At 44.0% G+C, this 25,254-nt stretch carries 21 protein-coding genes; 7 read left to right on the top strand and 14 right to left on the bottom strand.

Features of this window, described 5'->3' with window-relative positions; translation table 11 throughout:
• Positions 1-82 precede the first annotated feature (82 nt).
• Positions 83-565 (top strand): glutathione peroxidase, encoded by a 483-nt coding sequence (locus D1614_RS17510; protein ID WP_119439270.1) that lies wholly within the window; start codon positions 83-85, stop codon positions 563-565.
• A gap of 21 nt (positions 566-586) precedes the next feature.
• On the opposite strand, the gene D1614_RS17505 is transcribed toward D1614_RS17510, so the two are convergent.
• The 3 genes from D1614_RS17505 to D1614_RS17495 form a co-directional block, all read right to left on the bottom strand.
• Positions 587-1,810, bottom strand: coding sequence for a class 1 isoprenoid biosynthesis enzyme (locus tag D1614_RS17505; protein WP_119439269.1), 1,224 nt, complete (start codon positions 1,808-1,810; stop codon positions 587-589).
• 370 nt (positions 1,811-2,180) lie between these two features.
• The gene (locus D1614_RS17500) at positions 2,181-2,891 is read right to left on the bottom strand and encodes a YebC/PmpR family DNA-binding transcriptional regulator (RefSeq protein WP_119439268.1); all 711 of its coding nucleotides are present in this window, start codon (positions 2,889-2,891) and stop codon (positions 2,181-2,183) included.
• Between the two features lie 253 nt (positions 2,892-3,144).
• Positions 3,145-4,578, bottom strand: coding sequence for a RapZ C-terminal domain-containing protein (locus D1614_RS17495; protein ID WP_241558130.1), 1,434 nt, complete (start codon positions 4,576-4,578; stop codon positions 3,145-3,147).
• A gap of 84 nt (positions 4,579-4,662) precedes the next feature.
• Between D1614_RS17495 and D1614_RS17490 the strand changes: the two genes are divergently transcribed.
• Positions 4,663-5,352 carry a YdcF family protein gene (locus tag D1614_RS17490; protein WP_162304546.1) on the top strand — a complete coding sequence of 230 codons (690 nt, stop codon included), beginning with the start codon at positions 4,663-4,665 and terminating at the stop codon, positions 5,350-5,352.
• Positions 5,353-5,625: 273 nt separating this feature from the next.
• Here D1614_RS17490 and D1614_RS17485 read toward each other — a convergent pair whose 3' ends face one another.
• Positions 5,626-7,392 carry a M20/M25/M40 family metallo-hydrolase gene (locus D1614_RS17485; protein ID WP_119439266.1) on the bottom strand — a complete coding sequence of 589 codons (1,767 nt, stop codon included), beginning with the start codon at positions 7,390-7,392 and terminating at the stop codon, positions 5,626-5,628.
• 274 nt (positions 7,393-7,666) lie between these two features.
• On the opposite strand from D1614_RS17485, the gene D1614_RS17480 reads away from it, so the two are divergent.
• From D1614_RS17480 to D1614_RS17465, 4 genes are read left to right on the top strand one after another with little or no spacing between them, the layout of a single operon-like run.
• Positions 7,667-9,754, top strand: coding sequence for a hypothetical protein (locus D1614_RS17480; RefSeq protein ID WP_147384306.1), 2,088 nt, complete (start codon positions 7,667-7,669; stop codon positions 9,752-9,754).
• A 26-nt stretch (positions 9,755-9,780) separates the two neighbouring features.
• Entirely contained in the window at positions 9,781-10,830 is a 1,050-nt protein-coding gene (locus D1614_RS17475; RefSeq protein WP_147384304.1) for a DUF6340 family protein, read from the top strand.
• On the top strand, positions 10,830-11,849 hold the full coding sequence (locus D1614_RS17470; protein WP_119439263.1) for a DUF6340 family protein: 1,020 nt from the start codon (positions 10,830-10,832) through the stop codon (positions 11,847-11,849). Before D1614_RS17475 ends, D1614_RS17470 begins: the two co-directional genes overlap by 1 nt.
• A 2-nt stretch (positions 11,850-11,851) precedes the next feature.
• Positions 11,852-13,063, top strand: a complete 1,212-nt coding sequence (locus D1614_RS17465) for a DUF6340 family protein (RefSeq protein WP_147384302.1) — start codon at positions 11,852-11,854, stop codon at positions 13,061-13,063.
• Positions 13,064-13,075: 12 nt separating this feature from the next.
• On the opposite strand, the gene D1614_RS17460 is transcribed toward D1614_RS17465, so the two are convergent.
• The 6 genes from D1614_RS17460 to D1614_RS17435 form a co-directional block, all read right to left on the bottom strand.
• On the bottom strand, positions 13,076-13,915 hold the full coding sequence (locus D1614_RS17460) for a CvfB family protein (protein ID WP_119439261.1): 840 nt from the start codon (positions 13,913-13,915) through the stop codon (positions 13,076-13,078).
• Positions 13,916-13,917: 2 nt separating this feature from the next.
• Entirely contained in the window at positions 13,918-15,573 is a 1,656-nt protein-coding gene (recN, locus tag D1614_RS17455; RefSeq protein WP_119439260.1) for a DNA repair protein RecN, read from the bottom strand.
• Positions 15,574-15,687: 114 nt separating this feature from the next.
• Positions 15,688-16,599: a type IX secretion system protein PorD gene (gene porD, locus D1614_RS17450; protein ID WP_119439259.1), complete on the bottom strand. Its 912-nt coding sequence runs from the start codon at positions 16,597-16,599 to the stop codon at positions 15,688-15,690.
• 4 nt (positions 16,600-16,603) lie between these two features.
• Positions 16,604-17,806, bottom strand: coding sequence for a bifunctional phosphopantothenoylcysteine decarboxylase/phosphopantothenate--cysteine ligase CoaBC (gene coaBC, locus D1614_RS17445; RefSeq protein ID WP_119439258.1), 1,203 nt, complete (start codon positions 17,804-17,806; stop codon positions 16,604-16,606).
• A gap of 12 nt (positions 17,807-17,818) precedes the next feature.
• Positions 17,819-18,154, bottom strand: a complete 336-nt coding sequence (locus D1614_RS17440; protein WP_119439257.1) for a DNA-directed RNA polymerase subunit omega — start codon at positions 18,152-18,154, stop codon at positions 17,819-17,821.
• Positions 18,155-18,157: 3 nt separating this feature from the next.
• The gene (locus tag D1614_RS17435) at positions 18,158-18,970 is read right to left on the bottom strand and encodes an outer membrane protein assembly factor BamD (RefSeq protein ID WP_119439334.1); all 813 of its coding nucleotides are present in this window, start codon (positions 18,968-18,970) and stop codon (positions 18,158-18,160) included.
• 269 nt (positions 18,971-19,239) lie between these two features.
• Here D1614_RS17435 and D1614_RS17430 point away from each other — a divergent pair, with 269 nt between their 5' ends.
• Complete coding sequence (locus D1614_RS17430; protein WP_119439256.1) at positions 19,240-20,502, top strand: aminotransferase class I/II-fold pyridoxal phosphate-dependent enzyme; 1,263 nt, start codon at positions 19,240-19,242, stop codon at positions 20,500-20,502.
• A 414-nt stretch (positions 20,503-20,916) separates the two neighbouring features.
• Here D1614_RS17430 and D1614_RS17420 read toward each other — a convergent pair whose 3' ends face one another.
• The 4 genes from D1614_RS17420 to D1614_RS17405 form a co-directional block, all read right to left on the bottom strand.
• Positions 20,917-21,633 carry a 3-keto-disaccharide hydrolase gene (locus D1614_RS17420; RefSeq protein ID WP_119439254.1) on the bottom strand — a complete coding sequence of 239 codons (717 nt, stop codon included), beginning with the start codon at positions 21,631-21,633 and terminating at the stop codon, positions 20,917-20,919.
• A 29-nt stretch (positions 21,634-21,662) separates the two neighbouring features.
• Positions 21,663-22,931 carry an alpha/beta hydrolase family protein gene (locus tag D1614_RS17415; protein ID WP_175579291.1) on the bottom strand — a complete coding sequence of 423 codons (1,269 nt, stop codon included), beginning with the start codon at positions 22,929-22,931 and terminating at the stop codon, positions 21,663-21,665.
• 102 nt (positions 22,932-23,033) lie between these two features.
• Positions 23,034-24,362: an ATP-binding protein gene (locus tag D1614_RS17410; protein ID WP_119439332.1), complete on the bottom strand. Its 1,329-nt coding sequence runs from the start codon at positions 24,360-24,362 to the stop codon at positions 23,034-23,036.
• 27 nt (positions 24,363-24,389) lie between these two features.
• Positions 24,390-25,253: a tetratricopeptide repeat protein gene (locus tag D1614_RS17405; RefSeq protein ID WP_162304545.1), complete on the bottom strand. Its 864-nt coding sequence runs from the start codon at positions 25,251-25,253 to the stop codon at positions 24,390-24,392.
• Position 25,254 lies beyond the last annotated feature (1 nt).

Here is a 25,254-nt window from a genome sequence, read left to right as displayed (position 1 = left end):
TGTATCGAACACGACATAAAATAAATCCGTTATACTTGCATCGTGTGCAATATAGTCTGCAAAAACATAACGCAGTTCAACAATGGAAAACAACTTTTATCAGTTCAGCGCTATAAGTATTCAGGGCAAAGAAGTTTCGATGGAAGATTTTAAAGGGAAAATCATTTTAGTAGTCAATACCGCCAGCAAGTGTGGTTTTACTCCACAATACGCTGGTTTGGAAGATTTGTACCGCAAATACAGCGATGCCGGACTGGTAATTCTCGGCTTTCCCTGTAACCAGTTTGGGAATCAGGAACCGGGAGATGAAAAATCAATATCAGAAGCTTGTCAGATTAACTATGGTGTTTCTTTTCCGATGTTCTCAAAAGTTGAGGTAAACGGAGAACAAGCCCATCCTATTTTTAAATACCTTAAAAAGCAACTAAGCGGTTTGCTCGGCAGTAAAATCAAATGGAATTTTACCAAGTTTTTAATCGACAAACACGGGAAACCGGTCAAACGCTTTGCTCCCATTACAAGACCAGAGAAGCTGGAACCTTATATCGAAAAACTGATAAAGTAGTGAGGTTGAAGCCATCAGGCACTAAACTGCGGCAGGCCTGGCCGACTCAAAATATTTTTGAAACAGGGCGAAGCGTTGCGATTTGGACTGGGCTCTTTTTTCGCGAACAAAGCCAAAATGCAAGGGAGAATAACGCTCCAGTTCATTCAGGTATTCCGGTGTAAACGAGCCGTTGTTGAGGCCAGCAGATTCAATGATCATGGTTTCGATGCTGTGATTCATCAGGTCGATAAAATCATCGTTCTCCATACCCGGGAAACATTTCATTTCCTCCATCGAAGTTCGGCCAAAGTGAACGGTTTTGTTGACAAAAATCCCAAGGTCGTTTTCGGGGAGACAGGAAAAAAGAGTTTTCGTAGATGCCTGCGCATCTTCCTTTACATCCTGAATATCGTCGAGCAACTGCAGGTAAACACCGTAGCCAAACAAGGCCTGTTCCTGCTCCTGAGTTAACCTGCCCGCCACCAAATAGCCATCCGCTAAAACCGAAGCACCGCCTTTTTCAAAGCAAATTTCCAGTATCTGCTTGTCCGACAAACCACTTTCAGTACACATTTTTAAGCTGTTGGTTTGCCCTTGCTGAATGGCATACAAACTTTCGTAAACCAGCGGGAAATCAGTTCTCGGAAACTCGGACTCAAACATTTCCACCAGCCTGAACAACTGGCTTTCGGTAAAAGAGACCGGCTGAACCTCCTCTCCGTGCAAACGGCGGTTAAAACGCTCTGAAAACTCCTCTTTTTCGCGGTCGCTTATTGCCGGGTCGTCCAACAGGTTATCGCTGTACGGATAGATCATCGAATAGGCAAACACCGACGGGGTGATCTTTACCGGCAGTTTCATCATCAGCTGCAGCCCGTTCATGATCCACACATTGCGCATTCCCTGGTAAATATCGCTTGGCTTCAACTCCGGACCAAACTCGCGGGCTTTGTAAAAAAAGTCTTTTGAAACATTTTTGAACTCATCCGACAAAATCACTTTCAAATGATCTTTCTCGAAATCAAAAACCGTTTCCAGAAAGGCTTTGAACATGGGAAAGAAAGAAGCGCCCGGATCGCTTTTGATTGCCTTTATCTCCTTTCGGTTTTGCAGCGATTTTATCTTCTCCTGGAAAAGCTCGTAATTGGCTTCCCGGCTCCGTTTTTCCTGGGTTGAATATTCTTTTGAAAAGGCGGGAAAATCACTGGGGCTGTTTTCCCATATTTCGGCAAAATGTTGGATGTAATTCCGGACAGGTAGCATAAGATAAGTTTTTCCCGAATATAGGATAAAAGAAAAACTGTGCTGCCATTTATTAGATGAGTGAAGTGTTTTTTGGGGTTAATACAGCAAATCGGGTGATAAAACAAAAACCCAAATGCTTTCCGAAAAGCACCAACAAGAATAAGAAATCAGGAAAATTTGGCTCAACTTAATCAGTTTTCGACACTTTTTATTTGTTATTCCTTATTATCTGTTTCTTACTTTTTTCTGGTTCACATTTGTGTTTAAAGAGTAGTTGCTCGCAGGGAAGGTCTGGAGGATGGGTACAGGCTAAACTATTAAAACAAAAAAACGCACTCAATCAGATGAATGCGTTTTCTAAATATCATTGAAATATTGGAATCAACTACTAGGCAATGTTGGTATAAACTGCCTGAACATCGTCGTCCTCTTCCAGTTTATCCAGCATTTTTTCAATTTCTTCGAGTTGCTCTTCGGTAAATTCAACCGGCGTGGTTGGAATACGTCTCAGTTCAGCTTTAGTGGGCTCGATATTAAGCCGCTCAAAAGCCGAAGCCAAATCGCCAAAACTGGTGTAATCGCCCGATGCATAATATTTGCCTTCGTTTTCCTCGATTTCGTCCAAACCGGCGTCGATCAGTTCCAGTTCCATTTCTTCCAACTCCATTCCTTCGGGCAGGTCGAATTCGAAAACAGCTTTACGCGAAAACATAAATTCCAGCGAACCGTTGGGCACCTGGCCGCCACCGGCTTTATTAAAATAGCTTTTTACGTTGGCAACCGTACGCGTTGTATTATCGGTGGCACATTCCACAAACACCAGCACTCCGTGCGGGCCTTTTCCTTCGTAACTCACCTCAATGTAATCAGCAGCATCTTTGCCTGAGGCACGTTTAATCGCCGAATCGATGTTGGCTTTCGGCATATTCTCGTGCTTCGCATTTAAAATGGCTGTTCGCAAGGCCGGGTTCATATCCGGGTCAGCCCCTCCTTCTTTAGCTGCAATTGTGATTTTTTTCGAAAGTTTCGGAAAAACCCTCGACATCTTATCCCAGCGTTTTTCTTTCGCTGCCCTGCGGTATTCAAATGCTCTTCCCATGGATGATTTTAAATTTTGAAATTTGCTGCGAAAATAAAAACTCGGCTTTTAATAACCAAGTTATGAAATGCAAAACTGCTACATTTTTGATTTTTGCCACTTACCTGATCCCCAATAATGAAGAATAGTCATCAGCTAATCTTTTTGGGCTTACAAACCCTGTCTTCTTTTTTTACTTTGGCTCCGCATTTTTTACACTCAAAACGCGGGTCGTTTTTATCTTCAAAATCCTTTTTTTTACATGCTTTTTTGCTCATCGCCAATTATCCCTTTCACGGTGAACAACAACAACATTCACCGGATAATTGTTCTGAAGAAACTCTGCCAGTTTATCCGCCGAATAAACCGACCGGTGTTGTCCGCCCGTGCAGCCAAAGCTTACCGACAAATCAGTAAACCCTCGCTCAAGGTACACCTTCACCGACTGTTCCACCAGGTTTTTAGCAGATTCAAGGAAAAGCCCCATTTCTGATTTTTGTTCCAGAAACTCCTGAACCGCCACATCTTTCCCGCTCAGCTTTTTGTATTCCTCATATCTTCCGGGGTTATGAATGGCCCGGCAGTCGAAAACATAACCACCGCCATTCCCCGAAGGATCTTCCGGAATACCTTTTTTGTAAGAGAAACTTGTAATCCGGATCGTCAGATCAGATTTTGATTGACCGATCTCTTTCAGAACTTCAGATTTGCTCAGTTGCTTCAAAACATTTACCAACTCGGGCAATTCTACCGGAAGTTTCAGGTCTTTCAACAACAACTCCAGGTTTTTGAGCGCAAACGGAATGCTTTTCAGGAAATGTTCCTTTTTCTCGTAAAAGCCCCGGAAACCGTAGGCTCCCATTGCCTGCATAATCCGAATCAGGACAAAACCTTTGAAGTAGGCGGTGAATCGTTCCTCGTCTACTTTCATGTATTTTTTAAGCTCGCTGATGTAAAAATCGAACAGCTGCTGCCGAACGCTTTCCGGAATGTCCGCCTTTCCATCGTAAAGCAGCGATGCCAAATCGTATTGCAAAGCGCCCAAACGTCCGCCCTGATAATCGATAAAATAAACATCGTCGTCTTTCAACATCACATTGCGCGACTGAAAATCGCGGTACAGGAAGTATTTGGAACTGGCACTCAACAAATAGTTACTAAACTGCTGGAAATCATCTTCCAGCGCCTGCTCGTCAAACGAAATCTTGGCCAGTTTCAGAAAATAATACTTGAAATAATTCAGGTCCCACATCATCGACTGCTTATCGAAAGCTTCGCGCGGATAGCAAACCGAATAATCGATGTCTTTTCCGGCAATGATCTGGATCTTTGGCAAAGCGCTCAGCACTTTTTTATACTGGCTGATGATGTTTTCAGAGAAACCTTCTTTTTCCCTGACTTGAGTGAGGTAGCCAAACAGAGTTGTATCTCCCAGGTCCTGTACCAGGTATTTCTTTAAGTCAGAACTTACGGCGTAAACCTTCGGAACTTTTATCCCTTTGTTGTACAAATGATTGGAGAACGAAAGAAAAGCCGTGTTCTCTTTCACGTCGTTGTTGAAAGCCCCAATCACTGTCCGGGTTGCATTTCCCATTCGCGCATATTCGCGGTAAGAACCGGATTGCGGCAACATCTCAAATCGTTCAACTTTCTCACTGAACTGATGCTCAAAAAGTTCTATCAGCTCGTTTTTAACTGTTGTATTCAAAAGTCAGCGTATTTATTTTTAATGTAATTTTACTTCTCAATTTCGATGGTTATGATGAAAACCAAAGTCAAAAGTATCTTTTTTTTGAGACTCCTGCGAACGATCCTGATGTTCACCGGCATATTTTTCCTGCTTTGTGTGCTTACCGCGCTCACTTCTGCACCATTTTGGGCTTATCACTGGCTTGGAACCAGTAAATCGGAACTGGAGCAAAAGCCACAGTACATCGTGCTTCTAGGTGGTGGTGGCATGCCCAGCCAGTCGAACCTGATGCGCAGTTGGTACACTGCCCATGCAGCCAAAAGTTTTCCGGATGCCAAGATAATCATTGCCATGCCCGGTGAATTGGACGACAGTCTGAGCACTCCGCAAAAAATGAAAGCGGAACTGGAAGTAAGAAATATTCCCGCAGAACAAATTCTTTTTGAAGCTGAAGGCACCAACACCCGCTCACAGGCTTTGAATTGTGCCGGCTTAATTGCTTACAAAACCTCGGTGCTTCTCGTAACTTCACCGGAACACATGCGAAGAGCAGTTCTGTGTTTTCAGAAAGTGGGTTTTGAAAAAGTAAATGCTTTGCCGGCTTTTGAAAATGCAGCCGAAGCCGACTTTTCTTTCAAAGACGACGAGCTGGGGGGAAACAAAGTGCTACTGCCCGATGTAGGTCAAAACATCAACATGCGTTACCAGCTGTGGAACCATCTGAAATACGAGATCCTGGTTGCGCGCGAAATGTTTGCGCTGACGTATTACAAACTACGGGGATGGATATAAAAACACACAGTAGTGTCTACTAAATCCGAACAGATTCCTCACTACGTTCGGAATGACAGCACTTTTAAGAATATCTGCAAATAGAAGGCTTGTTTTTATTTTTTAATGCAGAATATCCAATGCAGAATTCCCAATATCCAATTTCCCGGATTTTGTTGGATATTTTACGTTCAAAATTGAGAATTGGATATTTTTTAAATTGACTTTCAAAAAAACAGGGATGTACTCCATTTCAAAACGGCATCCCTGGTTATAAAAAAACTATTACGCTTGCTACAATTGAACGATAAGTACCGTCTCTTTATTGTCGCGAATGATATCAACTGAAATTCTTTGTCCGGCTTCGAGCGTTTGCAGGCGGCTCATGTAATCGTAAATATTGCTTACTTTTTTGCCTTCAATTGCCGTAATAATATCGCCCCGCTGCATACCCGCCTTGTCTGCCGGTTTTCCTTTTGTAACAGCATCAATACGCATTCCGCGTTTTTCGAGCCCGGCATAATCCGGCATAATTCCGAAAGTAACTTTGAAACGTCCTCCCCTGCTCCGCTGAAATTTACTACCGGCTTCCTGAAAGGTAAGTTTCCGGTCGCGGTTGGTTACTTCTGCTATCACTTTTACAGCATAATCGAGCACCTTTTTCTCGCCTTCGTAATTGATCAGCTCTGCATCGTCTTTTGGGGTATGATAATCAGGGTGCGCCCCGGTTGAAAAGAAAAATACGGGGACGTTCTGTAAATAAAACGAAGCGTGGTCCGACGGGCCAATTCCTTCTTCAGAAAAAGCCAATTCAAAATCCGTATTCAGATTGTTTAGTATCTCCTCCGTTTCTTTCGATGTTTTTGTTCCGCTGATGCTAAGTGCATTTGTAGTGGTATCCAAACGGCCCACCATGTCGAAATTAAACATGACTACCATCTTTTCAGTGGCAACCGGGGGATCGTTTACAAATGCCTTGGAGCCTATCAATCCCATTTCTTCGGCTCCAAAAGCAACAAAAATCAAGCTTCGCTTATTTGCTTTTTCAACGGCCAGTTTCTCTGCAAGCTGAATAACTGCCGCTACACCCGATGCATTGTCATCGGCCCCGTTATGAACAGCTGTTGTATCCACGGCGCGCGAATCCGAGCCGGGACCACCCATCCCCAAATGATCGTAATGAGCGCCGATCACTACGGCCTCGTCCTTCAATGTTTCATCCAGACCGGGCAGCATCGCCACCACATTTCGGGTTTCCTTCTCTTTTAGCTGAACATTCACCGTAGCTTTTACCGAAGTAGTAACTTCCAGGTTAAATCCACGGTGTTCTTCCTTCATCCTATTTTCGAGCGATTCAATGGTTTCACCGGCTCCGGCAAGCATTTCATCGGCTACTTTCCGCGTAACCTGCAGAACGGGCATATCAAAACGGCTGCTGTTTTTATCAAAAAAGAGCGAAGAAAGTTCATCTTTCTCATTAAAATCAGGACCAGCTACCAGAATGATTCCGGCTGCATTTTTATCGGAAGCAGTAAGCGCTTTAGCACGTTCGGTTGAGAATTCGAGATAAGGGCTGTTGGGATTCTCCAAATCAGGATCGCCCTGAAGCACCAACATCCATTTTCCGGCAACATCCACTCCCTCAAAATCGTTCCATTTCAACGAATCGCGGTCAACTTCCATTCCGTAACCTGCAAAAACAAGCGTTGCTTCAACCGTAGAATTGGCAGAAAAAGCGTAGGGTAGAAAATCTGTTTTAGCTTCGAATGATTTGTTTCCCACGGAGAGTGAGTTTCCCTCTCCCAGCTCAGCGTCAGCAACCAGGCTAAACGGCTGAAAACCGCTATCGTACAACAATTGCAAGCCAGCAGTTTCAAACTTCTGCCGGATGTATTCAGCAGCCAGCAAGCCGCCCGGCTCGCCTGATTTTCGTCCCTGCAACGAATCGGAAGCCAGGTAATAAATATTTTCTTTCAGATCGTCAACTGTAATTTCGGGATTGAATTTCGGGCCGCAGGCTGTCAGCGCCAAAACCCAAAGAAGCAGTATCGTATTTTTCATAAGAATATAGTTTGGTCAATATTTTCGGTTTAGCTTGACAAAAGATTCCTGCAAAAATACTCCGTTTCTGAAATGGAATCCGCTCTCTTTCAGGCGGCACCCCTGAACTCCTTTCGTTTCTCTGCTTCTCCCCTCTTAAAACAGCTAATCTACCTCTTATTCCAATGCTCCAGTCAGGTTCACCGCAACCTTCGTTTACTATGTAATAATACTCATAAATCCTTATTTTAAAAAAGGAGTTACGTATATTTACGACTTTCAAAATTCAATCGATTTGATCTCATTCGGAACAAAATATTGGTTTATCCTCTTGCTCGCAGTTGTGGTGGCTGCGCTGGGCATTGTAATTTTACTGTATTTCAGAAACAAGGCAAACAGCGAACTCAGCAAAACGCAGGTCAGAATATTAACGGCACTTCGCTTTGTTTCGTTTTTTCTGATGGCCGTATTGCTTTTGTCGCCCTTTTTGCGCAACCTGAAAAAAATTACACAAAACCCGCTGATCATCGCTGCCTGGGATAATTCATCATCAATGATATCAGGCCCCGATTCCACTGCGCTTGCCACACAGTTAAGACAGCTAAAAAAAGAGCTGAATGAAGCACTGGGGGCCGACTTTGAAGTTGTGAATTACCAGTTCGGGGAAGAGACCAGCGTTGGTGATGAGCTTTCATTTACGGCCAAACGATCGGATTACAATGATGTACTGACAACGGTCAGCAACAATCATTTTAACCAGAACATAGGCGCGCTGATTCTTGTGGGCGATGGAATTTACAACCAGGGAAGAAATCCGGTAAATCAACTCAGCGACATTAACTTTCCTGTTTATTCCGTTGGGTTTGGAGATACCACCATTGTGGCGGACTCAAGGATCCAAAACATCCGTGTGAACCGCACCGCCTTCTCCGGCAATAAATTCCCGGTAGAAGTGGATGTGCACTTTTCAAAGGTAAAAGGCAAAGCGCTGAAATTATCGATTGTAAAAGATGGTGAAGAACTTCAAAGTATCATGATCACACCACCCAACGACAATTATTTTGTAAGCCGCGAATTTATTCTGGATGCCGAAAAAACAGGCCTGCAACATTACACTGCTCGTATTGAAACCGTTGAAAATGAACGAAACACCAAAAACAACACGTCCGGTTTTGTGATCAACGTACTGGAAAACAAACAAAAAATATTGATTCTTTCCGATGGTTCGCATCCCGATATCGGAGCCATAAAAAACACGCTGGAAGATCAAAAAACATACGATGTAAGCGTATTTACTGAAGAACCGTACCCAGCCAACCTGAACGACTATAACCTGATTATTCTGAACCAACTGCCGACGTCAGGAAAATCGATGGCGAAGGTGATCGAGAAAGCCCAGGCCGGAAGACTGCCGGTTCTTTTTATTGTGGGCAGCGAAACTTTTCTGCCGCAGCTAAACACTTTCGACCAGGGTGCTCAGATAACACCGCTCGCAGGTTCGGGAGAAGAAGCCCAGCCTGTAATCAACCCGGTTTATGCGACTTTCCGCTTATCGGAAGATTTTGTGGAGGCCCTGCCAAAATTTCCTCCGCTAAATGTCGCTTTTGCCGATTATGAGTTAGATGCTGAATTTACTCCTCTCCTGTATCAAAAACTAAAAAACATTGAAACCGGGAAACCGCTGCTGGCCACCGGAAAAAAGAACGGTCGTAAAGTCGGCTTTATTTTAGGTGAAGGAATCTGGCGGTGGCGGCTTTTCGACTATTACCAGCACCAAAGCCACGACCGCTTTAACGAGCTTATCAACCAGCTGATTCAATACCTTGCCTTGCGCGAAAACGAAGATAATTTTATTGTAGAATTTACCCCGGTTTACTCCGAAACCGACGATGTGATCCTGAATGCAGAAGTGTACAACGATGCCTTTGAAAGGATTACAACAGGCGAAGTAAACATCGCACTCAAAAACTCGAACGACGAAGATTTTAACTTTACGTTTGACGTTCAGGGAGAAGATTATTATTTGAATGCAGGCCACCTGCCGCTGGGAGATTACACATTCGAGGCAAAGGTAAATATCGGTTCCGAAGAATACACCGAAACCGGAAGTTTCACGGTTGTGCCGGTGAACCTGGAAAATGTGGTTACCCGGGCCGACCACCAAACACTTTATCAGCTGGCTTCGCTTAGTGGAGGTACGTTTTACCTGCCGGTCAATGCCAATCAGTTGATTGATGAACTCAAAACCGGGAACAAACCCAAGGCTGTAAACTATTACCAGGAAATGGTGAATGAATTGCTCAACCTTAAATGGCTGTTTTTTGTTTTGTTGTTGCTGTTGAGTGTGGAATGGTTTTTGAGAAAATACTGGGGAATTTATTAAATTGGGGTGTAACTGAAACGCGCTGTATGAATACCAACTTCAGAAAATTTATATGGTTTTTACCGCTGATCCTTTTAACGGCTGTATCTTGTTCTTCGTCGAAGTACATTACCATTGAGATACCGCGCAAAGCCAGGCAGGAACTCCCCGAAAGGATACAAAGCCTGGTGTTGGTAAACCGAACTGTTGACGACTCGTACACCGACACTCCGTCGGACACACTTCAGAATATATTTTTCAAAAAAGCGTTTGACGTAGATACCGTCATTCACGACCTGCAATCGGCCGACACCATGTTGCAGGCGCTGGGTAAATTGCTGTTTGAATCGGGCAGGTACGACTATGTAATTCCTGAAAACCGTTTTATTGATCACAAAGAAAATTCGTTTCTAAGCGAAACCATGCAGTGGGACGAGGTAAAAGACCTCTGTGAAACCTTTCAAACCGATGCTGTTTTGTCGGTTGATATGTTTCAGACCAGCGTGGTTACCAAATACCAGAGAGAAAGTTATTACAACCCGGCTGACGATGCTTTTTACGAAATTGCAAGAGCGCAAATGGCGGTTGTTTACGAAGCGCTTTTCCGGATTTATGACCCGTTGGAGGAAAAGGTGATCATGCGCGAGTTTATGCGCGATACTATTTACTGGGAAGACGGAGCTGGATCGGCCCGCGAATTATTTTCGCATTTCACAACGGTAAAACAAGGCCTTTCGGAAGCTGGAATTGCCCTTGCCCTTGATTTCTCGGAAAAAATAAGCACGGTATGGAACCGCGAACAACGGCTTATTCTAAGTGATAAGGACGACCGGATGACACAAGCTGAAAACCTGGTGAACGAAAACGACTGGGCCTCTGCCATGGAGCTGTGGAAAAAAGTTGCCGCAGAAAGCAGTTCAAAGGCAACCAAAAGCAAAGCTGCCTTTAACCTGGCAGTGGGGTACGAACTTCAGGGAAATGTTGACGAGGCGATAAAATGGGGGCTGGAGTCGTACAACACCATGTTCAGACAAACAACTTACGATTACCTGGAGCGTCTGAAACTGCGAAGACAGGAACTTGAAAAACTAAAATAATGAACCGCATCCTAACACTGGCGGTCTTACTGGCACTGTTCAGTTCGTGCACCGTCTACAAAGAATACCAGATTGAGGTATATCAACCCGGCAAAATTGCTGTGCCTTCCGAAACCAAAAACGCAGCCATTGTATACCGGAACTTCAAGTACACCAACGATACCCTCCTTCACTATTACAAAGATGACTACAGGTTGAAAAAAGCAAAAGATGATCCGGCCAACCTCGATTCGGTGCTGGTTAACCTGACCATGCAGGAGCTGGCAGGCAATCTCAAAAGTCATCAAACTTTTGAAACCATTCATATTTTTCCAGAACTGTTTAAAACGCACAGGGGAGACAAACTTCCGGCACTTGATTTTGATCTGATCCGGAACATCACCGAAAAGACACAAAGCGATCTGCTTATATCGCTGGAAACCTACTCCTGTTTCTACAACGAATATTCGTCAACTGCCGAAATGCCCACCAAATCGAACGAAGTAATAACCGCAGCAGTATGGGCCGTATACAATCCTGTGGAAGAAAAAATCATCGACCGCAAAACCATGATTGATACCATTTTCTGGAATGGTTACGACGACCAGGGAAACTACCAGCGCAAAACACTGCTTCCGCCACGAATAACGGCTTTAAAAATTGCCTCTCAAATGGCAGGTGAAAACTATGCCAAACGTTTCTTTGCATCGTGGCAAAATGTTAACCGTATGTATTCGGTACCTCCCCTCCCCGATTTTGCTTCTGCCGAAACCTTTCTTCAAAAAGGGGAATGGGATAACGCCATCTTACTTTGGAAACGCTATGTGGGAGATGATAACGGTAAGATCGCCATTCAGGCGCGGTACAACATGGCTTTGGCTTATGAAATGAAAGATGACCTTGATACCGCTTACAAATGGCTCTCGGCAGCCATGCAACTTGCTACAAAATACCGCAGCAAGGAAGATATCAAACGAATCATGCATTACCAAAATGCGCTTCGAAAACGGATGAAGGACATTACCCTACTAAACCAATAACAATGAGCCGTTTCCCTCTTATCCTCTTTCTAAGCCTGTTCATACCAGTGCTTTTCCAGGGGTGCAGCACTTTTTACAATGTAAGCTTGGTGAAAATTGAAGTCATTCAACCTTCGGAAATCATTCTTCCAAGCGAATACCGCAAGCTGGCCGTACGTTACAACAATACGAATATTGCCTTTAATCAGGAACTTATTAACTACAACGTTCTGGGGAAAGCCGTGAGCGATACCAGTAATCTCGACAGTGTTGCCTCCAGAATCTATTACGAGTATTTTCTGGCAGCACTTCGTGATCAGGATTTTTTGGATACAATTATTGAACTCCGGGCTGCCGACTATTCAGAAACCAGCATAAAAGATACGCTTTCATTTTCCCATGCCTCCGAAATAGACACTTCTGACTACGATTCCTATGTGGGGGTTGTTAATTCCTACGTGCTTTCGCAGTACTTAAAAATGTATCCCACCGCAACCAAAAACAAAACTTCGGAAAAGATACTTGATACCGAATTCGGGCTTTATACAGCTGCAGAACTCAAAGCAATTGCTGATTCAACCGGAGCCGATTTTCTTTTGTCGCTGGATCATTTTTATACCCGCAATGAAATTGACACCAATGAGATATTTGCCGAACGCTATTACATTGCAACAGAGCTGGCAGAAGTAAATGCCCTTTGGAATATCTATGATTTAAATAAAAACCTCTTCCATTATCATTATTTACATAAGAATCCAATTACCTGGGAAGGAGAATGCATCCTTCCGGAGAAAGCATTAAAGGTTGTTCCGCCACGCAGAGATGCGGTGTTGAATTCGGCTGATATTTCCGGTACTGAATTCGCGCACATGCTGATTCCGCATTGGATGGAAGTGGAGCGGATGTACTATAAATCGGGTCACGTAGACCTGAAACAGACCAACGAGCTTATAAAAGATGGCCAGTGGCTAGAAGCTGCCAAACACTGGAAAAAGAACATCAGCAATCCCAATAAGCGCATTGCTGCCAAGTGTATGTTCAATATGGCGCTGGTTTGTGAGATGCAGAACGATATTGAAGCAGCCATCGATTGGGTGGTTCAGTCGTATCACGTATTTAAAGAAAAGGACGAAATGCATGCCTACAACTGCAAAAGCTACCTGAATATTTTAGCTGCGCGGAAATTGGATTTCAAAATATTGGACAAACAGATGCAGCTTGTAGAACAGCAATAACCCAAAAGACGCTTATTCGTCTTCCAGTAAACGAATTCCGTCGGATTCAAAAGATATAAGCCGCTTTTTGTACAGTCCGCCAATAGCCTGTTTAAACGTTTTCTTGCTGATTCCGAACAAGGCCTGAATCATATCGGGCGACGACTTATCAGACACCGCCAGAAACCCCCGGTTATTTTTCAGTTCCTTTAAAATTTTATCCGAAACAGGATCGACTTTGGCATACCCGGGTTTGTCCAGAATTAGATCGATCTTTTCATCTTTTCTTACCTTGGTAATGAAGCCCCTGGTTTTATCGCCAATCTTCAGCTCACGAAATATTTGGTTTTTGTACAACATTCCGGAGTGTTCGCGATTTACAATGGCTTTATACCCCAGTTCTGTTTCATCAAAAACAATCAGGTCCACTTCCTGCCCAGGCTTGTAATCGGGAGGTGTGTTGTCAAGGTACTTCTGGAATTTTGTGGTTGCCGCTACCCGGTTCGAAAGCAGATCGAGAAATACATACACCCAGTAACTTTTCCCCACCTCCATTCTTTCTCTTTGTTCGCGATAAGGCACCAGCAGGTCTTTGGGAAGCCCCCAATCAAGAAAAGCTCCCACCTGGGTTACCTCTTTTACTTCAAGGCACGCAAAGTCACCCACCTTGGCAAGCGGCTTTTCGGTGGTTGCCACCAGGCGGTCTTCCGAGTCGGTGTAAACAAAAACTTCGGCCTCTTCAGCCGCTTTCATTTCGGGTGTTACAAACTTTTGGGGCATCAGGATTTCGCCATGATCACCACCGTCAAGATATACTCCGTTGGCTGTTTCGCGAACAATGCCAAGCGTATTTATTTTTCCTATTTCTGCCATAATTAATTTGCTAAAAGTTCGCGAGCTGCACTAATGGTTGTATCAGTGAGTTTATCGCCACCTACCATTTTTGCCAGTTCTTCTATACGTTCGTTTTCAGTAAGTTGTTTGATGGACGTGATCGTCCGGTCGTTTTCTTCGAGTTTATAAACCCTGAAATGGGCATCGCCACGCGCCGCAATTTGCGGGAGATGCGTGATGTTAATGATTTGTGTTGTTGAAGAGAAGGATTTGATAATAGTTCCCATTTTCATAGCCACTTCCCCGGAAATTCCGGAGTCTATCTCGTCAAAAATAATGGTTGGCAATGCTTTGGAACTGCGTAACAGGTTTTTAATGGCCAGCATAAGCCGCGACATTTCTCCTCCTGATGCGATGCGGGATATCTCATCGGGCGCCGAGTCAGCATTGGCACTGAACAAAAAAGCAACTTCGTCTTTTCCTTCTGAACCAAAATCGGCCATCAGGCTGTGTTCCACTACAAAACGGATTTTGCTCATTCCCAGTTGCTGCAAATCCTCTACCACCGATTTTTCGATCACCGGAAATGCCTTTTTACGAATGGAACTAAGCATGGCTGCCTTTTCTTCCAGAATTTTGCTATGCCCGGCCAATTCGTTTTCCTTTCCACGAATTTCGTCGTCGTAACCGGTTACTTTGCTGATTTTCTGATCCAGCTCGTTACGCAGCTCAATCAGGGCAGCCACATTATCGGCATTGTGTTTTTGCAGCAAACTGTAAATCAGGTTCAGCCGATCGTTTACTTCCTGAATACGTGCCGGATCATGCTCGATCTTTTCGGCCAAGGTATCCGCTTCGTCAGCGATATCGCGCAGTTCCAGCATGACACTCTCCAGCCGGCTTTCCAAACCCGCCGCTTCGGCCATGTAGTTTCTTATTTTCTCCAGCGCTTTTCTGCCGTCTTTTACATTCTGAATCACCGAAAAACGTTCATCGTCCAAAAGCTGAACAACCGTTGTAAAACCTGTTTTTATTTCTTCGGCATGTGTTAAACGCTCCAGTTCTTCTTCCAGTTCTTCCTGTTCGTTCTCTTTCAGTGCCGCTTCTTCCAGCTGGTTAAACTGAAACTGGTAGTAATCCAGGTCAGCCTGTTCTTTTTCAGCCTGTTCTTTTAAGGCTGCCAGTTCTTTGGCCGTTTTCCGGTACAAACGAAACTGCTTTTTATAGGCTTCCAGCGCCTCGCCTGCCCCTGCGACTGCATCCACCAAATCAAGCTGAAATTTCTGGTTCCCCAGCTCCAGGTTTTGATGCTGTGAATGAATATCAATTAATTTCAATCCCAGATCCCGCAGCGTTTTCAGGTTTACGGGCGTGTCGTTTATAAAAGCTCTCGATTTTCCGGCCGGCGTTATTTCTCTTCTCAGAATAGTAAGATCGTCGTAGTCCAGGTCGTTCTCCTCAAAAAAAGCCTTCAGCTGGTAGTTCTTCACTTCAAACTGCCCTTCCACCACGCACTTCTCTTCCTTTTCCTTTAAAACCGACAGGTCGGCCCGGTTGCCAATAATCAATCCAAGTGCGCCCAAAATAATGGATTTACCGGCACCGGTTTCCCCGGTAACGGTATTCAGGTTTCGGCTAAAATCAACCTGTAATTCCTGTATCAAAGCATAATTGGATATGTATAACCTGGCAAGCATGTTCAAATCGTATTTCGGAATAAAAATACCAAAAATAGGACAACTGACTTTTTCTTTTCAGTTATTTCAAAAAAGAATTACAAACGTAAAGAATTAAAGGGTACTTCAGCCAAATCAAAGCTCTTCGCTTTCTTTGATCTTTTCGTACTTACTGCCGTTCGAAGGGTCCACCTCGTTTAAGATAGCCAGCACACGACTACGTTCGTCGGGAAACGACTTGGAAAAAACATTCACCAGTTCATCGGCTTTGGCGTCAAAAAATATCTGCAGGATATAAGTAGACGGGCGACGGCGAAACACTTTCTGAATATCGCGCAAGGAATTGGCAATGTTGGCACGTCCTTCTTCTACCCTGTCCGACATGATATCGAGTCCCGTGCGGTGATAATTGTACATGCAACTACGGAACGAAGAATACGATTTGTTCAGAATATTCTCGGTCAACCAATAGCGGTTGCGCTCACTTTCAAACGATTTCCAGCCTCTTTCTCGCGCATTTTGCGAGTTATTGACGATCGACTGTGCTTTCTGAAAATATTCATTTCCGCCTTCCGGGGAAAACGTATCGTAGTCAAAACCAAGAATGATATAAGCGTAATACGCCAAAATATTGGTCAGGTTGTCGCGGTTCGATGTTTCATTAAATTCAAGTGGCTGAAACTCCACATAATTACAATGAAAATCGTTGTCTTTGATATTCAATACGGTGGAAGTATAACTCGAATTAAATACCGGCCGGGTTAGCTGAACCTGAATGGATCCTTTAAACTCGTCAGCAGAAACTTGTTCGTCCAGCCGGATAAGAATGTTGCAGCGGATTTTTTCGTCGTAACCATACACATGCTCCGTCCATTTACGGTTGTTCATAAAATCGTAAATATCCGATTGCATGGTCCGGAAAAGGTTTTGGTTGGCCCCCTGAATTCCACGAGCAGAGACCGTAACATTACAACGCAGTTCCTGCGCAAAGGCAGTGAACACCACAAAAGCTGTAATCAATAAGGTACTTGCAATTTTTCTGATCATGTTATCAAGCTTTCAATTCAATAATTTTGTTAACAATATCGCGGGCAACTTCTTTCTTAGACTTTAACTCAAAAACCTGTGGTTTATTGTCTTTGGTTACCAAGGTAATTTTATTGGTATCCACACCAAAGCCGGCACCCGAATCGTTCAGAGAATTCAACACAATAAAATCAAGATTCTTTTTATCCAGCTTTTTCTGCGCATTTTCCAACTCGTCATTGGTTTCGAGCGCAAAGCCCACCAGCAGTTGGTTGCCTTTTTTGAGTTTTCCAAGTTCGGCGGCAATGTCTTTTGTTGGTTCCAACTCGATAGACCAGTTTTCCTTCCCTCTTTTTGTCTTCTGGGCAGCTTTATCTACCGGCGTAAAATCAGCCACGGCAGCACACATCACAGCACCATCGCAAGTGGCAAACCGCGAAACACACTGTTCGTACATTTCCTGTGCCGACTCCACTTCTACCACGTTTATATGCCTGTTGGAAGTGGAAACAGATACAGGTCCGGACACGAGCGTGACTTCGGCTCCCTGATCAGCCAGTTCTTCGGCAATGGCATAACCCATTTTGCCTGAAGAGTAATTACCAATAAAGCGAACGGGATCAATTTTTTCGAAAGTAGGCCCGGCAGTTACCAGGAACTTATGATTCAGAAGTTTTTTTTTTGCTGAAAAGTGTTCCACCACCAGCTCCAGAATTTTTTCGGGTTCTTCCATTCTGCCTTTTCCTTCCAGGCCACTGGCCAACTCTCCGGAAGCGGGTTCAACAATACTGTTTCCGTATTCTTTGAGAATGGAAAGATTGCGTTGCGTAGAAGGATGGGCAAACATATCGAGGTCCATTGCCGGAGCGATAAATACCGGGCACTTGGCCGACAGATAAGTAGTTACCAACATGTTGTCAGCAATCCCGTTGGCCATTTTCCCCAAAGTTGAGGCGGTTGCCGGTGCCACCAGCATAAGATCGGCCCACAAGCCAAGATCTACATGGCTGTTCCACGAACCATCGTTGGCACCAAAGAACTCGCTCACTACCGGTTTATTCGACAATGCTGATAAAGTAACCGGGGTAATAAACTCTTTCCCGGCCGGGGTAATCACGACCTGAACCTCGGCTCCTTCCTTTATTAAAAGCCGAAGAAGTATTGCTGCCTTGTAAGCTGCAATACTTCCCGTAATTCCAAGTATAATATTTTTGCCTTTCAGCCGCATAAGGGCGTGAAATTAGATTCTCTGTTTGTTCTCCCGTGCAGGGTTGCGGTGGTAGATTTCATTGTTTTTCAGTTCTTCGAAAGCGATCAATGTTGGTTTTGGCAAACGCTCGTAGAACTTCGAAATTTCAATCTGCTCACGGTTCTCAAAAATCTCCTCCAGATTATCAGTGTAAGAAGCAAACTCCTGAAGTTTTTGGTTCAACTCCTCTTTTAATTCCGAAGAAATCTGGTTTGCTCTTTTAGCCAATACCATCACTGTTTCGTAAATGTTACCTGTTTCCTGTGTCAACACGTCAAGGTCACGCGAAATAGTCGACGGTGCAGCTTTTGTTTTTTTGTAATCCATTTTCTAATTGATATTAGTTTCTTGTTCTTTATAATTTAACACTTCAGATGCTTTTTCGTAGAATTTATCTACTTCTTTTCGGTATTTACTTTCCGGATACTCGTCGATAAAAGAGAAGTACTCATCCAATGCGTTGGAATAGCGTTCCTCTTGTTTATCGACCACACTTTTGTAGGCCAGTAAATACTTCGATTTTAAAAGCATGTATTTTAATTCTTCGCGGTACTTGCTGTCAGGAAATTTTTCCAGACTGTTGTTAAGCGCTACAACCGCGGCTTTGTAAATTTCAAAATCGTAGTACAATTTAGCATTTAAATACGACTTGTAGGTCAATTTATCGGTCAGTTCGTCAATTAAACGGTTTGCCTCTGCCACCCGGTCGCTGTACGGATACAGGTTGATGTACAGTTGCAAGGCATCGATTGCCTCGAGTGTAACCTGCTGGTCAAGCCTTGCCTTTGGCGACATCAGGTACGAGCAGTAACCGATCATAAACTGCGATTCCTCGGAGTATTCGCTCATCGGAAACTCTTTTACCAACGATTTAAAATAGTGTCCCGCCATCAGGTAATCTTTTTGCCCAATCATACACTTGGCATAATAATAGTAAATTTTATCCGCACGGCTTGTCCCGCGGTAAATATTTACCAACTCCCTGAAAAGCGTTCCGGCCCTTACATACTCACCATCGTCGTAATACTCAACGGCCTTCTTATATTTAAATTCGTAATCGGTACTTTTTACAATCTTGTTGTAATCTCCGCAAGATGTCAGCAACAGGGTTGCCAATACCAATGATACCCACAAAAATCTCATTTTCATAAACATGGCGCAAAAATATACTTTTTTTAATTAACTGGAACTAAAAGAATATCAAATTTTTATTGTTTGTAACTAATTGAAGCTCACATCTACCCTCTTCATTTTTAATACGATAGAAGTTTAGCTTCGTATTTAGTTTGCGCTAATTTAACATTGTATTGAATGTGGAAGCTAAGCGCTTAGAATTATTTAACACATTTGCTGAGATTTTAAAAAAGTTTACATTTGCACCCTTGTAATCGAACTTTTAATAACGAATTATCATGGATATTTTCGCAAAATTCAGAAACAATAAAGGTGACATTGGTAAGTGGATGGACCAAATTCACGGTTATTTTGCTTTCCCAAAGCTGGAAGGTGAAATCGCAGCCAGAATGAACTTCCGGGGAAAAGAAGTTTTAACCTGGAGTTTGAACAACTACCTGGGACTGGCGAACCACCCTGAAGTAAGAAAAGCGGATGCCGAAGCTGCTGCCCAATATGGGATGGCGTACCCGATGGGAGCTCGAATGATGTCGGGGCAAACCGTTAAACACGAGCAGTTGGAACGTGAATTGGCCGCATTTGTTGGAAAACCGGATGCCTTCCTTTTGAACTACGGTTACCAGGGAATGGTTTCTGCCATTGATGTCCTTGCCAGCCGAAAAGACGTGATCGTTTACGATTCGGAGTCACACGCCTGTATTATGGATGGTGTTTTTCTGCACAAAGCAAAAGGCGGAAAAAGCTTTGTTTACCAGCACAACAATATGGAGAAGCTGCGTAAAATGCTGAATTTTGCCACTAAACGTGCAGCAGAATCAGGCGGCGGTATCCTGGTTATTACCGAAGGTGTGTTTGGGATGACCGGACAGGTTGGTAAACTCGACGAAATTGTAGCCCTGAAAAAAGAGTTCGATTTCCGTTTGTTTGTTGACGATGCACACGGTTTTGGAACAATGGGACCGACAGGTGCCGGTTCGGGCGAACATTTTGGCGTACAGGATGGTATCGACCTTTATTTCGGAACCTTTGCCAAAGCGATGGCTGGTATTGGCGGCTTTATTGCCTGCGAAACCGACATTTGCTACATTTTACGTTACAACATGCGTTCGCAAACTTTTGCCAAGTCGTTACCAATGGCTATGACAATGGGTGCACTGAAACGTTTGGATATGATCCGTACCATGCCTGAGTTGCGCGAAAAACTGTGGACAGTTGTGAACGCACTGCAAAACGGATTAAAAGAAGCCGGTTTCGATTTGGGCAAAACTAATACCCAGGTTACCCCGGTTTATATGAAAGGTGGCGAGGAAGAAGCTACTCAAATGATCTACGACCTGCGTGAGAATTACGGAATTTTCTGCTCAATTGTAGTTTACCCGGTAATTCCTAAAGGCGAGATCTTGCTGCGTTTAATTCCAACAGCTATGCATACGCTCGAAGATGTTGAAATGACTCTGGCAGCTTTCAAAGAAACCAGAAAGAAATTGTTGGCAGGCGAATACCGCACCGGTAAAATTGCCAAAGTGGAAGTTGATATGTAATCAATCAATACAACAACATACAAAAGGGAGCTCATGGCTCCCTTTTTTTATAAGAGTCAAATCCGTTCCTGAATATATTGATCCCCATCTTCATTTCCTTCCCTGCGAGCGACTCACCTCTATACACATCTTTTCCTTTCTGGAATCTGAAGAAAATAGGAACGATTTTTAATAAAAAACATGAAATAAGGAATAAGAAAATATTGGTTCAAATTATTTCGTTTTCGATATTTTTTATTCATTATTCCTTATTCGCTGTTTCTTATTTTCCAGCTTTTTTCAATTTGGGCATAAAGGCTACTCGGCACAGGAAAATCCGCCCTGACGACCTGGTCGGACGTGGACAGGAGAAAGGCTAACAAGCTGTTATAAATCAACATCCCTTCTATTAATCATTCCTAAAAAATCATGAATCTATAGTTGTATCGGCGTGGTTTTCTCTATCGGTTTTAAATCTATTTTCCGGAATTCCACTTCCGATCCTTCGGCCTGAACAGCGATTTGTCCTTTTTGTGCGGTACAGTTGTAACCGTAATTCACCAGGTCGTCGTTCACCCAAACCTTGATAGTATCTGCCACACATTCAATTACCATGTGGTTCCATTCGCCTACCGGGTTTTCAGAGCCATCCGTAAGATTCAAAATCCGCCGTTTTTTACCTTCGGTTATTCCCCAGCTTTCTTCGGAGCCGCGTCGTTCAACCATGTCGGGAACGGTAATATCTTCTACAATGCACCAAAAGTCGCCTGCCTGACCATCCTGCATTTGCACTTCCAGCGATTTAGGAAACATCTGGTACAGAGCCCGCGGTGTTGATGCATGCACCAAAACGCCGCAGTTCCCGGGCGTTCCGGCAAAACGGTATTCCACATCCAGCCGGTAATTACTGTAAACTGAATCGGTGATCAAATGTCCGCGCGGGTCGCCCATACTCACTAACAATGAATCCCGAACAATAAAGGATTTCACAGTATCCGGATTTTGGTCGGCAGCCGGAACATCGGCGTGCCATCCCGAAAGATCGTTCCCGTTAAAAAGGTGAACGATTGGATCTTTAGGTTCCGATTTTTTCGAAAGATTACATGCCGTAAACAAAACGGCTATCAGGAAAAATAAAAAAGGTGCTCTCATAATATGTAGGTGTTAAGTTATGATCGGTGTTATTTCACAAACATGTCGGCCCAGCGAATGTACTGTTCCCAGTCGTAGTCCTTTACATTGTGCTCCCCGGTTCGGATATGATAGGAAACGGTATTCAAAAGAGGCTGATTTACCGGCGGCATTTCCTGCTGCGAAATTCCTTTTTTTCCGTACAATTCAAACACGGGTGTGGCATAAAGCGCAGAAAGAAATTCGCCCTTCGGATCGGCCCATCGGTCTTCTTCGGCACTGGCCACATACACCGGACGGGGAGCGATCAAGGCAATCAACTCGTGCTGGTCAACCGGCAAAGTTTGTTCGTTGTTACTATAATTCTTGAAGTTGTTACAAAACCAATGCGGAAAACTGCGGTTAATACGGGCAATGGTTTCTCCAAACCGGCGTTTGGAAAGAGCTGCTCCACCACAACCCGAGTTATTGGAAATAACAGCGGCAAAACGCTGGTCGGTAGCCCCTGCCCACAAAGCGGTTTTTCCCAAACGCGAATGCCCAAACACAATCACTTTCGAAGCATCAACGTCTGCATCTGTTTCCAAATAATCCAGGGCTCTTCCCAGTCCCCAAGACCAGGCGGCAATTGCCCCCCATTCGTTATTGGCAGGCTGTTCCTGATCGTCGACATAAAAGAATGGGTGAATACCATCAGTCATATCGTTTTTATCGGGATCCACTTCGCCGTAATAAATCACCGCAAGCCCGTAACCGGCTTCCACGATTTTTTCGACCGGCCAACGGTCGCAACGCACTCCCCTCGACTGCTCCGTCAACTGGTTGTTGATAATTCCCAGCGAAGGTTTATCGGCCACCCAGGCTTCCGAAATAACAATCTCCGGGTCTTTGGTGATGGTATGATTTCCCAAAAAATCGTATGCTAAAAACAGCGGAGCTTTTTCTACATTTTTGGGTAAATAAATGAGCATCGTGTAATCGAGTGTATGATTGTCCTTTTTAAAGGATAGCACCACCTGTTTGCGGTGCGCTTTACCATTCAATGCGTTTTCACTTTCTTCAATCAAATGAACATCATCGATTTTGAGTTCCCCGGGAACTTCTCCATAAAAATTTTCGGTAAAAAAATGGAGCAACTCGGGCCGTCGCTTCTTTTCCCATTGTTTTACATTTTTGATTTTTTTCCCGTTGAAGGTCACCAAAGGATCGGGCAACTTGAACTCGGGAACTTTGCTTTCGTCATAATTGGCCTCCGCTTGTGCCATGCTCCAAACCGGAAACAAAAGAATTAAAACAAACGCTGAAATCAGGATCTTCATTTTTGAGTATTTAATTGGTCGTAGTTGGCTAAAATACTTCTTTATGTTTATTTCAACAAATGACCAAAAGATACATTGAAAGCGAGAATGAAAATGAGAGCCTCAGTTCTTTCTGAGCATTTTTCCTTCTTTCAGATATTCTTTCTCCACCCCTTTCAGGAGATCCTCCAGCTGAAGCTGCCGCTTGTCTTTTTGCAGGGTTTGAAGTCCGGCGTATTGAATAACATTGACGATATTGGCACCCGATAATTCATAAAGACGAGCTAGCTCTTTCGCCTGAATTTCTTTTCCCAGCTTTTTCGAATCCGGAAGATAGGTTTCCCACAAACGGCGACGCTCTTCGACTCCGGGATTATCGAACTCCACAAAGGTATTAAAACGGCGGGTAAACGAGGGATCGATATTGGCTTTCATATTGGTAGCCAGAATAACCAGCCCCTCGTGCGATTCGATTCGCTGCAATAAATACGAAACCTCCTGGTTGGCATATTTATCGTGCGCATCCCGCACATTGGTACGTTTCCCGAAAATCGAATCGGCCTCATCAAAAAACAGAATCCAGTCTTTGTTGGCTGCCTTGTCGAACAACTTCGAAAGGTTTTTTTCGGTTTCGCCAATGTACTTCGACACCACCATCGACAGGTCGATTCGGAAAACATCCCGCCCCGTATATTTTCCAAGCAGGCAGGCTGTCATTGTTTTTCCGGTTCCGGGCGGTCCGTGAAACAAAACCCGGTAGCCGGGCTTTACCTTTCCGTGAAGTTTCCAGTCCTGCATCAGCCGGGCATTGAACTTTAGCCAGGTTTCGATCTCCCGAATATCCTCAATTGTTTTTTCATGCAAAACCAAGTCGTTCCATTCCAAATCTGTAGTAATCAACTGTGCCGGAAAATCGCTGCTCAGTTTTGGTTTCGAAATTTTGCCTGCAATAAAAAGATCGACGTATTCTTCATCCATAATCAGACGGCCACTCATTTTGGGCTCTCCCAACGGAACCTGATCCAGAAAAAGTACGTTCTTCCGCGAAAACAGGTGATCCTCTTCAAACATCCGGATCATTGCTGCTCTTTTTGCCAGGTCTTTTCCGGCCAGCAGGTAAAGAACCGTTTCACCGGTTGGAATGATTCCCCGGTGATTTTTGCCTTTCACGCCGCCAAACTCCGGAAATTCGCCACCGTTGGGAAGGTACGCCCCTACTACACCCGAAATAAATCCGGGCGACAAATGCGGCATGAGCGCCATGCACAGACAAAAAATTTCTTCGCTGCTTAACTTATTTTCAGCAATGAACTTTCCCAAAGTTGTATCCGCTGAAAACGAGAAATCCGGGATGACAGAACTTGAATTGGGTTCCTTTTTGAAATCCTGGTTTAGCCGGTGCTGAATTCCCTGCCGGACAAAAGCAAACACTTGCTGGTAAATACTTTCCATCTTATTTGTTGCCGATACATGCATACTCTATTTTTCCTCACCGTTTATCAAAGTAAGATATTTATCCGCCTTTTTATTTCCGGGGTCCCGTTGCAAAACCTGATCGATCAACTCTTTTGCTTCTCCGGTTCGCTGAAGCGCCAACAACACCGATGCCTTGTCCAAACGAAATTTTATACTTTCAGGTTCCATTTTCAGAAGAAAGTCGAATTCATCCAAAGCCTTTTCATACTCTCCGGCCGACAGCAAGGTCACCGCCAGGTAATGACGTGTGGCCAGATTATCGGGAGAGAGCCCAAGACTGTTTCGAAAAGCCAGCAACGCGAGCCCGTAATTCCTTAAATTCAACTCGCAAACACCGATCTGGAGATAAACCACCGCAGCGTCTTTCTGGTCTGTCAGATTTGAAAGAATGGCCAATGCTTCTTCAAACTGCCCCATTGCCATTTTGTTTCCGGCCAGATTTATTTTGTATTCGGTTTCATTGGTTTGCATGATCAGGCTGAACCAAACATCAGCGGCTTTCGAAAACAATCGTTGCGCTTCGTAAAAACGAGCCAGACTAATTCTAGCTTTCACGTTTTTGGGATCCAGCTCACAGGCTTTGATATAATTTTTTTCAGCCGTTGCCCATTTTTTCAGGAATACCTGCACATTCGCAAGGTTGAGAAAATAGGAAGGTCTTGGATTGGCTTCAATCGCCTCTTCAAAGCTTTTCTCAGCATTGTCATAATGCTTTTGCTGATGATACAACAATCCCAGGTTGTTCAATGCCGTTGCATTGTGTGCATCCATTTCCAACACTTGATTATACGAATCTTCCGCTTCCTTAAACCGCTGATTCAGAAAATGTGTAACTCCCTGGTTATTTAGTTCAATCAATTTGTTCATG

The organism is Maribellus luteus (genome assembly GCF_003576475.1).
Lineage (GTDB): Bacteria > Bacteroidota > Bacteroidia > Bacteroidales > Prolixibacteraceae > Draconibacterium > Draconibacterium luteum.
The sequence above is the reverse complement of the archived record's forward strand: the minus strand, read 5'-3'. Positions and strand labels throughout refer to the sequence as shown.

Excerpts from the sequence above, each read along its gene's own strand:
- D1614_RS17510 (WP_119439270.1), top strand. The coding sequence starts at position 83 with ATGGAAAACAACTTTTATCAGTTCAGCGCTATAAGTATTCAGGGCAAA.
- D1614_RS17505 (WP_119439269.1), bottom strand. The coding sequence starts at position 1,810 with ATGCTACCTGTCCGGAATTACATCCAACATTTTGCCGAAATATGGGAA.
- D1614_RS17500 (WP_119439268.1), bottom strand. The coding sequence starts at position 2,891 with ATGGGAAGAGCATTTGAATACCGCAGGGCAGCGAAAGAAAAACGCTGG.
- D1614_RS17485 (WP_119439266.1), bottom strand. The coding sequence starts at position 7,392 with ATGAAAAATACGATACTGCTTCTTTGGGTTTTGGCGCTGACAGCCTGC.
- D1614_RS17475 (WP_147384304.1), top strand. The coding sequence starts at position 9,781 with ATGAATACCAACTTCAGAAAATTTATATGGTTTTTACCGCTGATCCTT.
- D1614_RS17470 (WP_119439263.1), top strand. The coding sequence starts at position 10,830 with ATGAACCGCATCCTAACACTGGCGGTCTTACTGGCACTGTTCAGTTCG.
- D1614_RS17465 (WP_147384302.1), top strand. The coding sequence starts at position 11,852 with ATGAGCCGTTTCCCTCTTATCCTCTTTCTAAGCCTGTTCATACCAGTG.
- D1614_RS17460 (WP_119439261.1), bottom strand. The coding sequence starts at position 13,915 with ATGGCAGAAATAGGAAAAATAAATACGCTTGGCATTGTTCGCGAAACA.
- recN (WP_119439260.1), bottom strand. The coding sequence starts at position 15,573 with ATGCTTGCCAGGTTATACATATCCAATTATGCTTTGATACAGGAATTA.
- porD (WP_119439259.1), bottom strand. The coding sequence starts at position 16,599 with ATGATCAGAAAAATTGCAAGTACCTTATTGATTACAGCTTTTGTGGTG.
- coaBC (WP_119439258.1), bottom strand. The coding sequence starts at position 17,806 with ATGCGGCTGAAAGGCAAAAATATTATACTTGGAATTACGGGAAGTATT.
- D1614_RS17440 (WP_119439257.1), bottom strand. The coding sequence starts at position 18,154 with ATGGATTACAAAAAAACAAAAGCTGCACCGTCGACTATTTCGCGTGAC.
- D1614_RS17435 (WP_119439334.1), bottom strand. The coding sequence starts at position 18,970 with ATGAGATTTTTGTGGGTATCATTGGTATTGGCAACCCTGTTGCTGACA.
- D1614_RS17430 (WP_119439256.1), top strand. The coding sequence starts at position 19,240 with ATGGATATTTTCGCAAAATTCAGAAACAATAAAGGTGACATTGGTAAG.
- D1614_RS17420 (WP_119439254.1), bottom strand. The coding sequence starts at position 21,633 with ATGAGAGCACCTTTTTTATTTTTCCTGATAGCCGTTTTGTTTACGGCA.
- D1614_RS17415 (WP_175579291.1), bottom strand. The coding sequence starts at position 22,931 with ATGAAGATCCTGATTTCAGCGTTTGTTTTAATTCTTTTGTTTCCGGTT.
- D1614_RS17410 (WP_119439332.1), bottom strand. The coding sequence starts at position 24,362 with ATGGAAAGTATTTACCAGCAAGTGTTTGCTTTTGTCCGGCAGGGAATT.
- D1614_RS17405 (WP_162304545.1), bottom strand. The coding sequence starts at position 25,253 with ATGAACAAATTGATTGAACTAAATAACCAGGGAGTTACACATTTTCTG.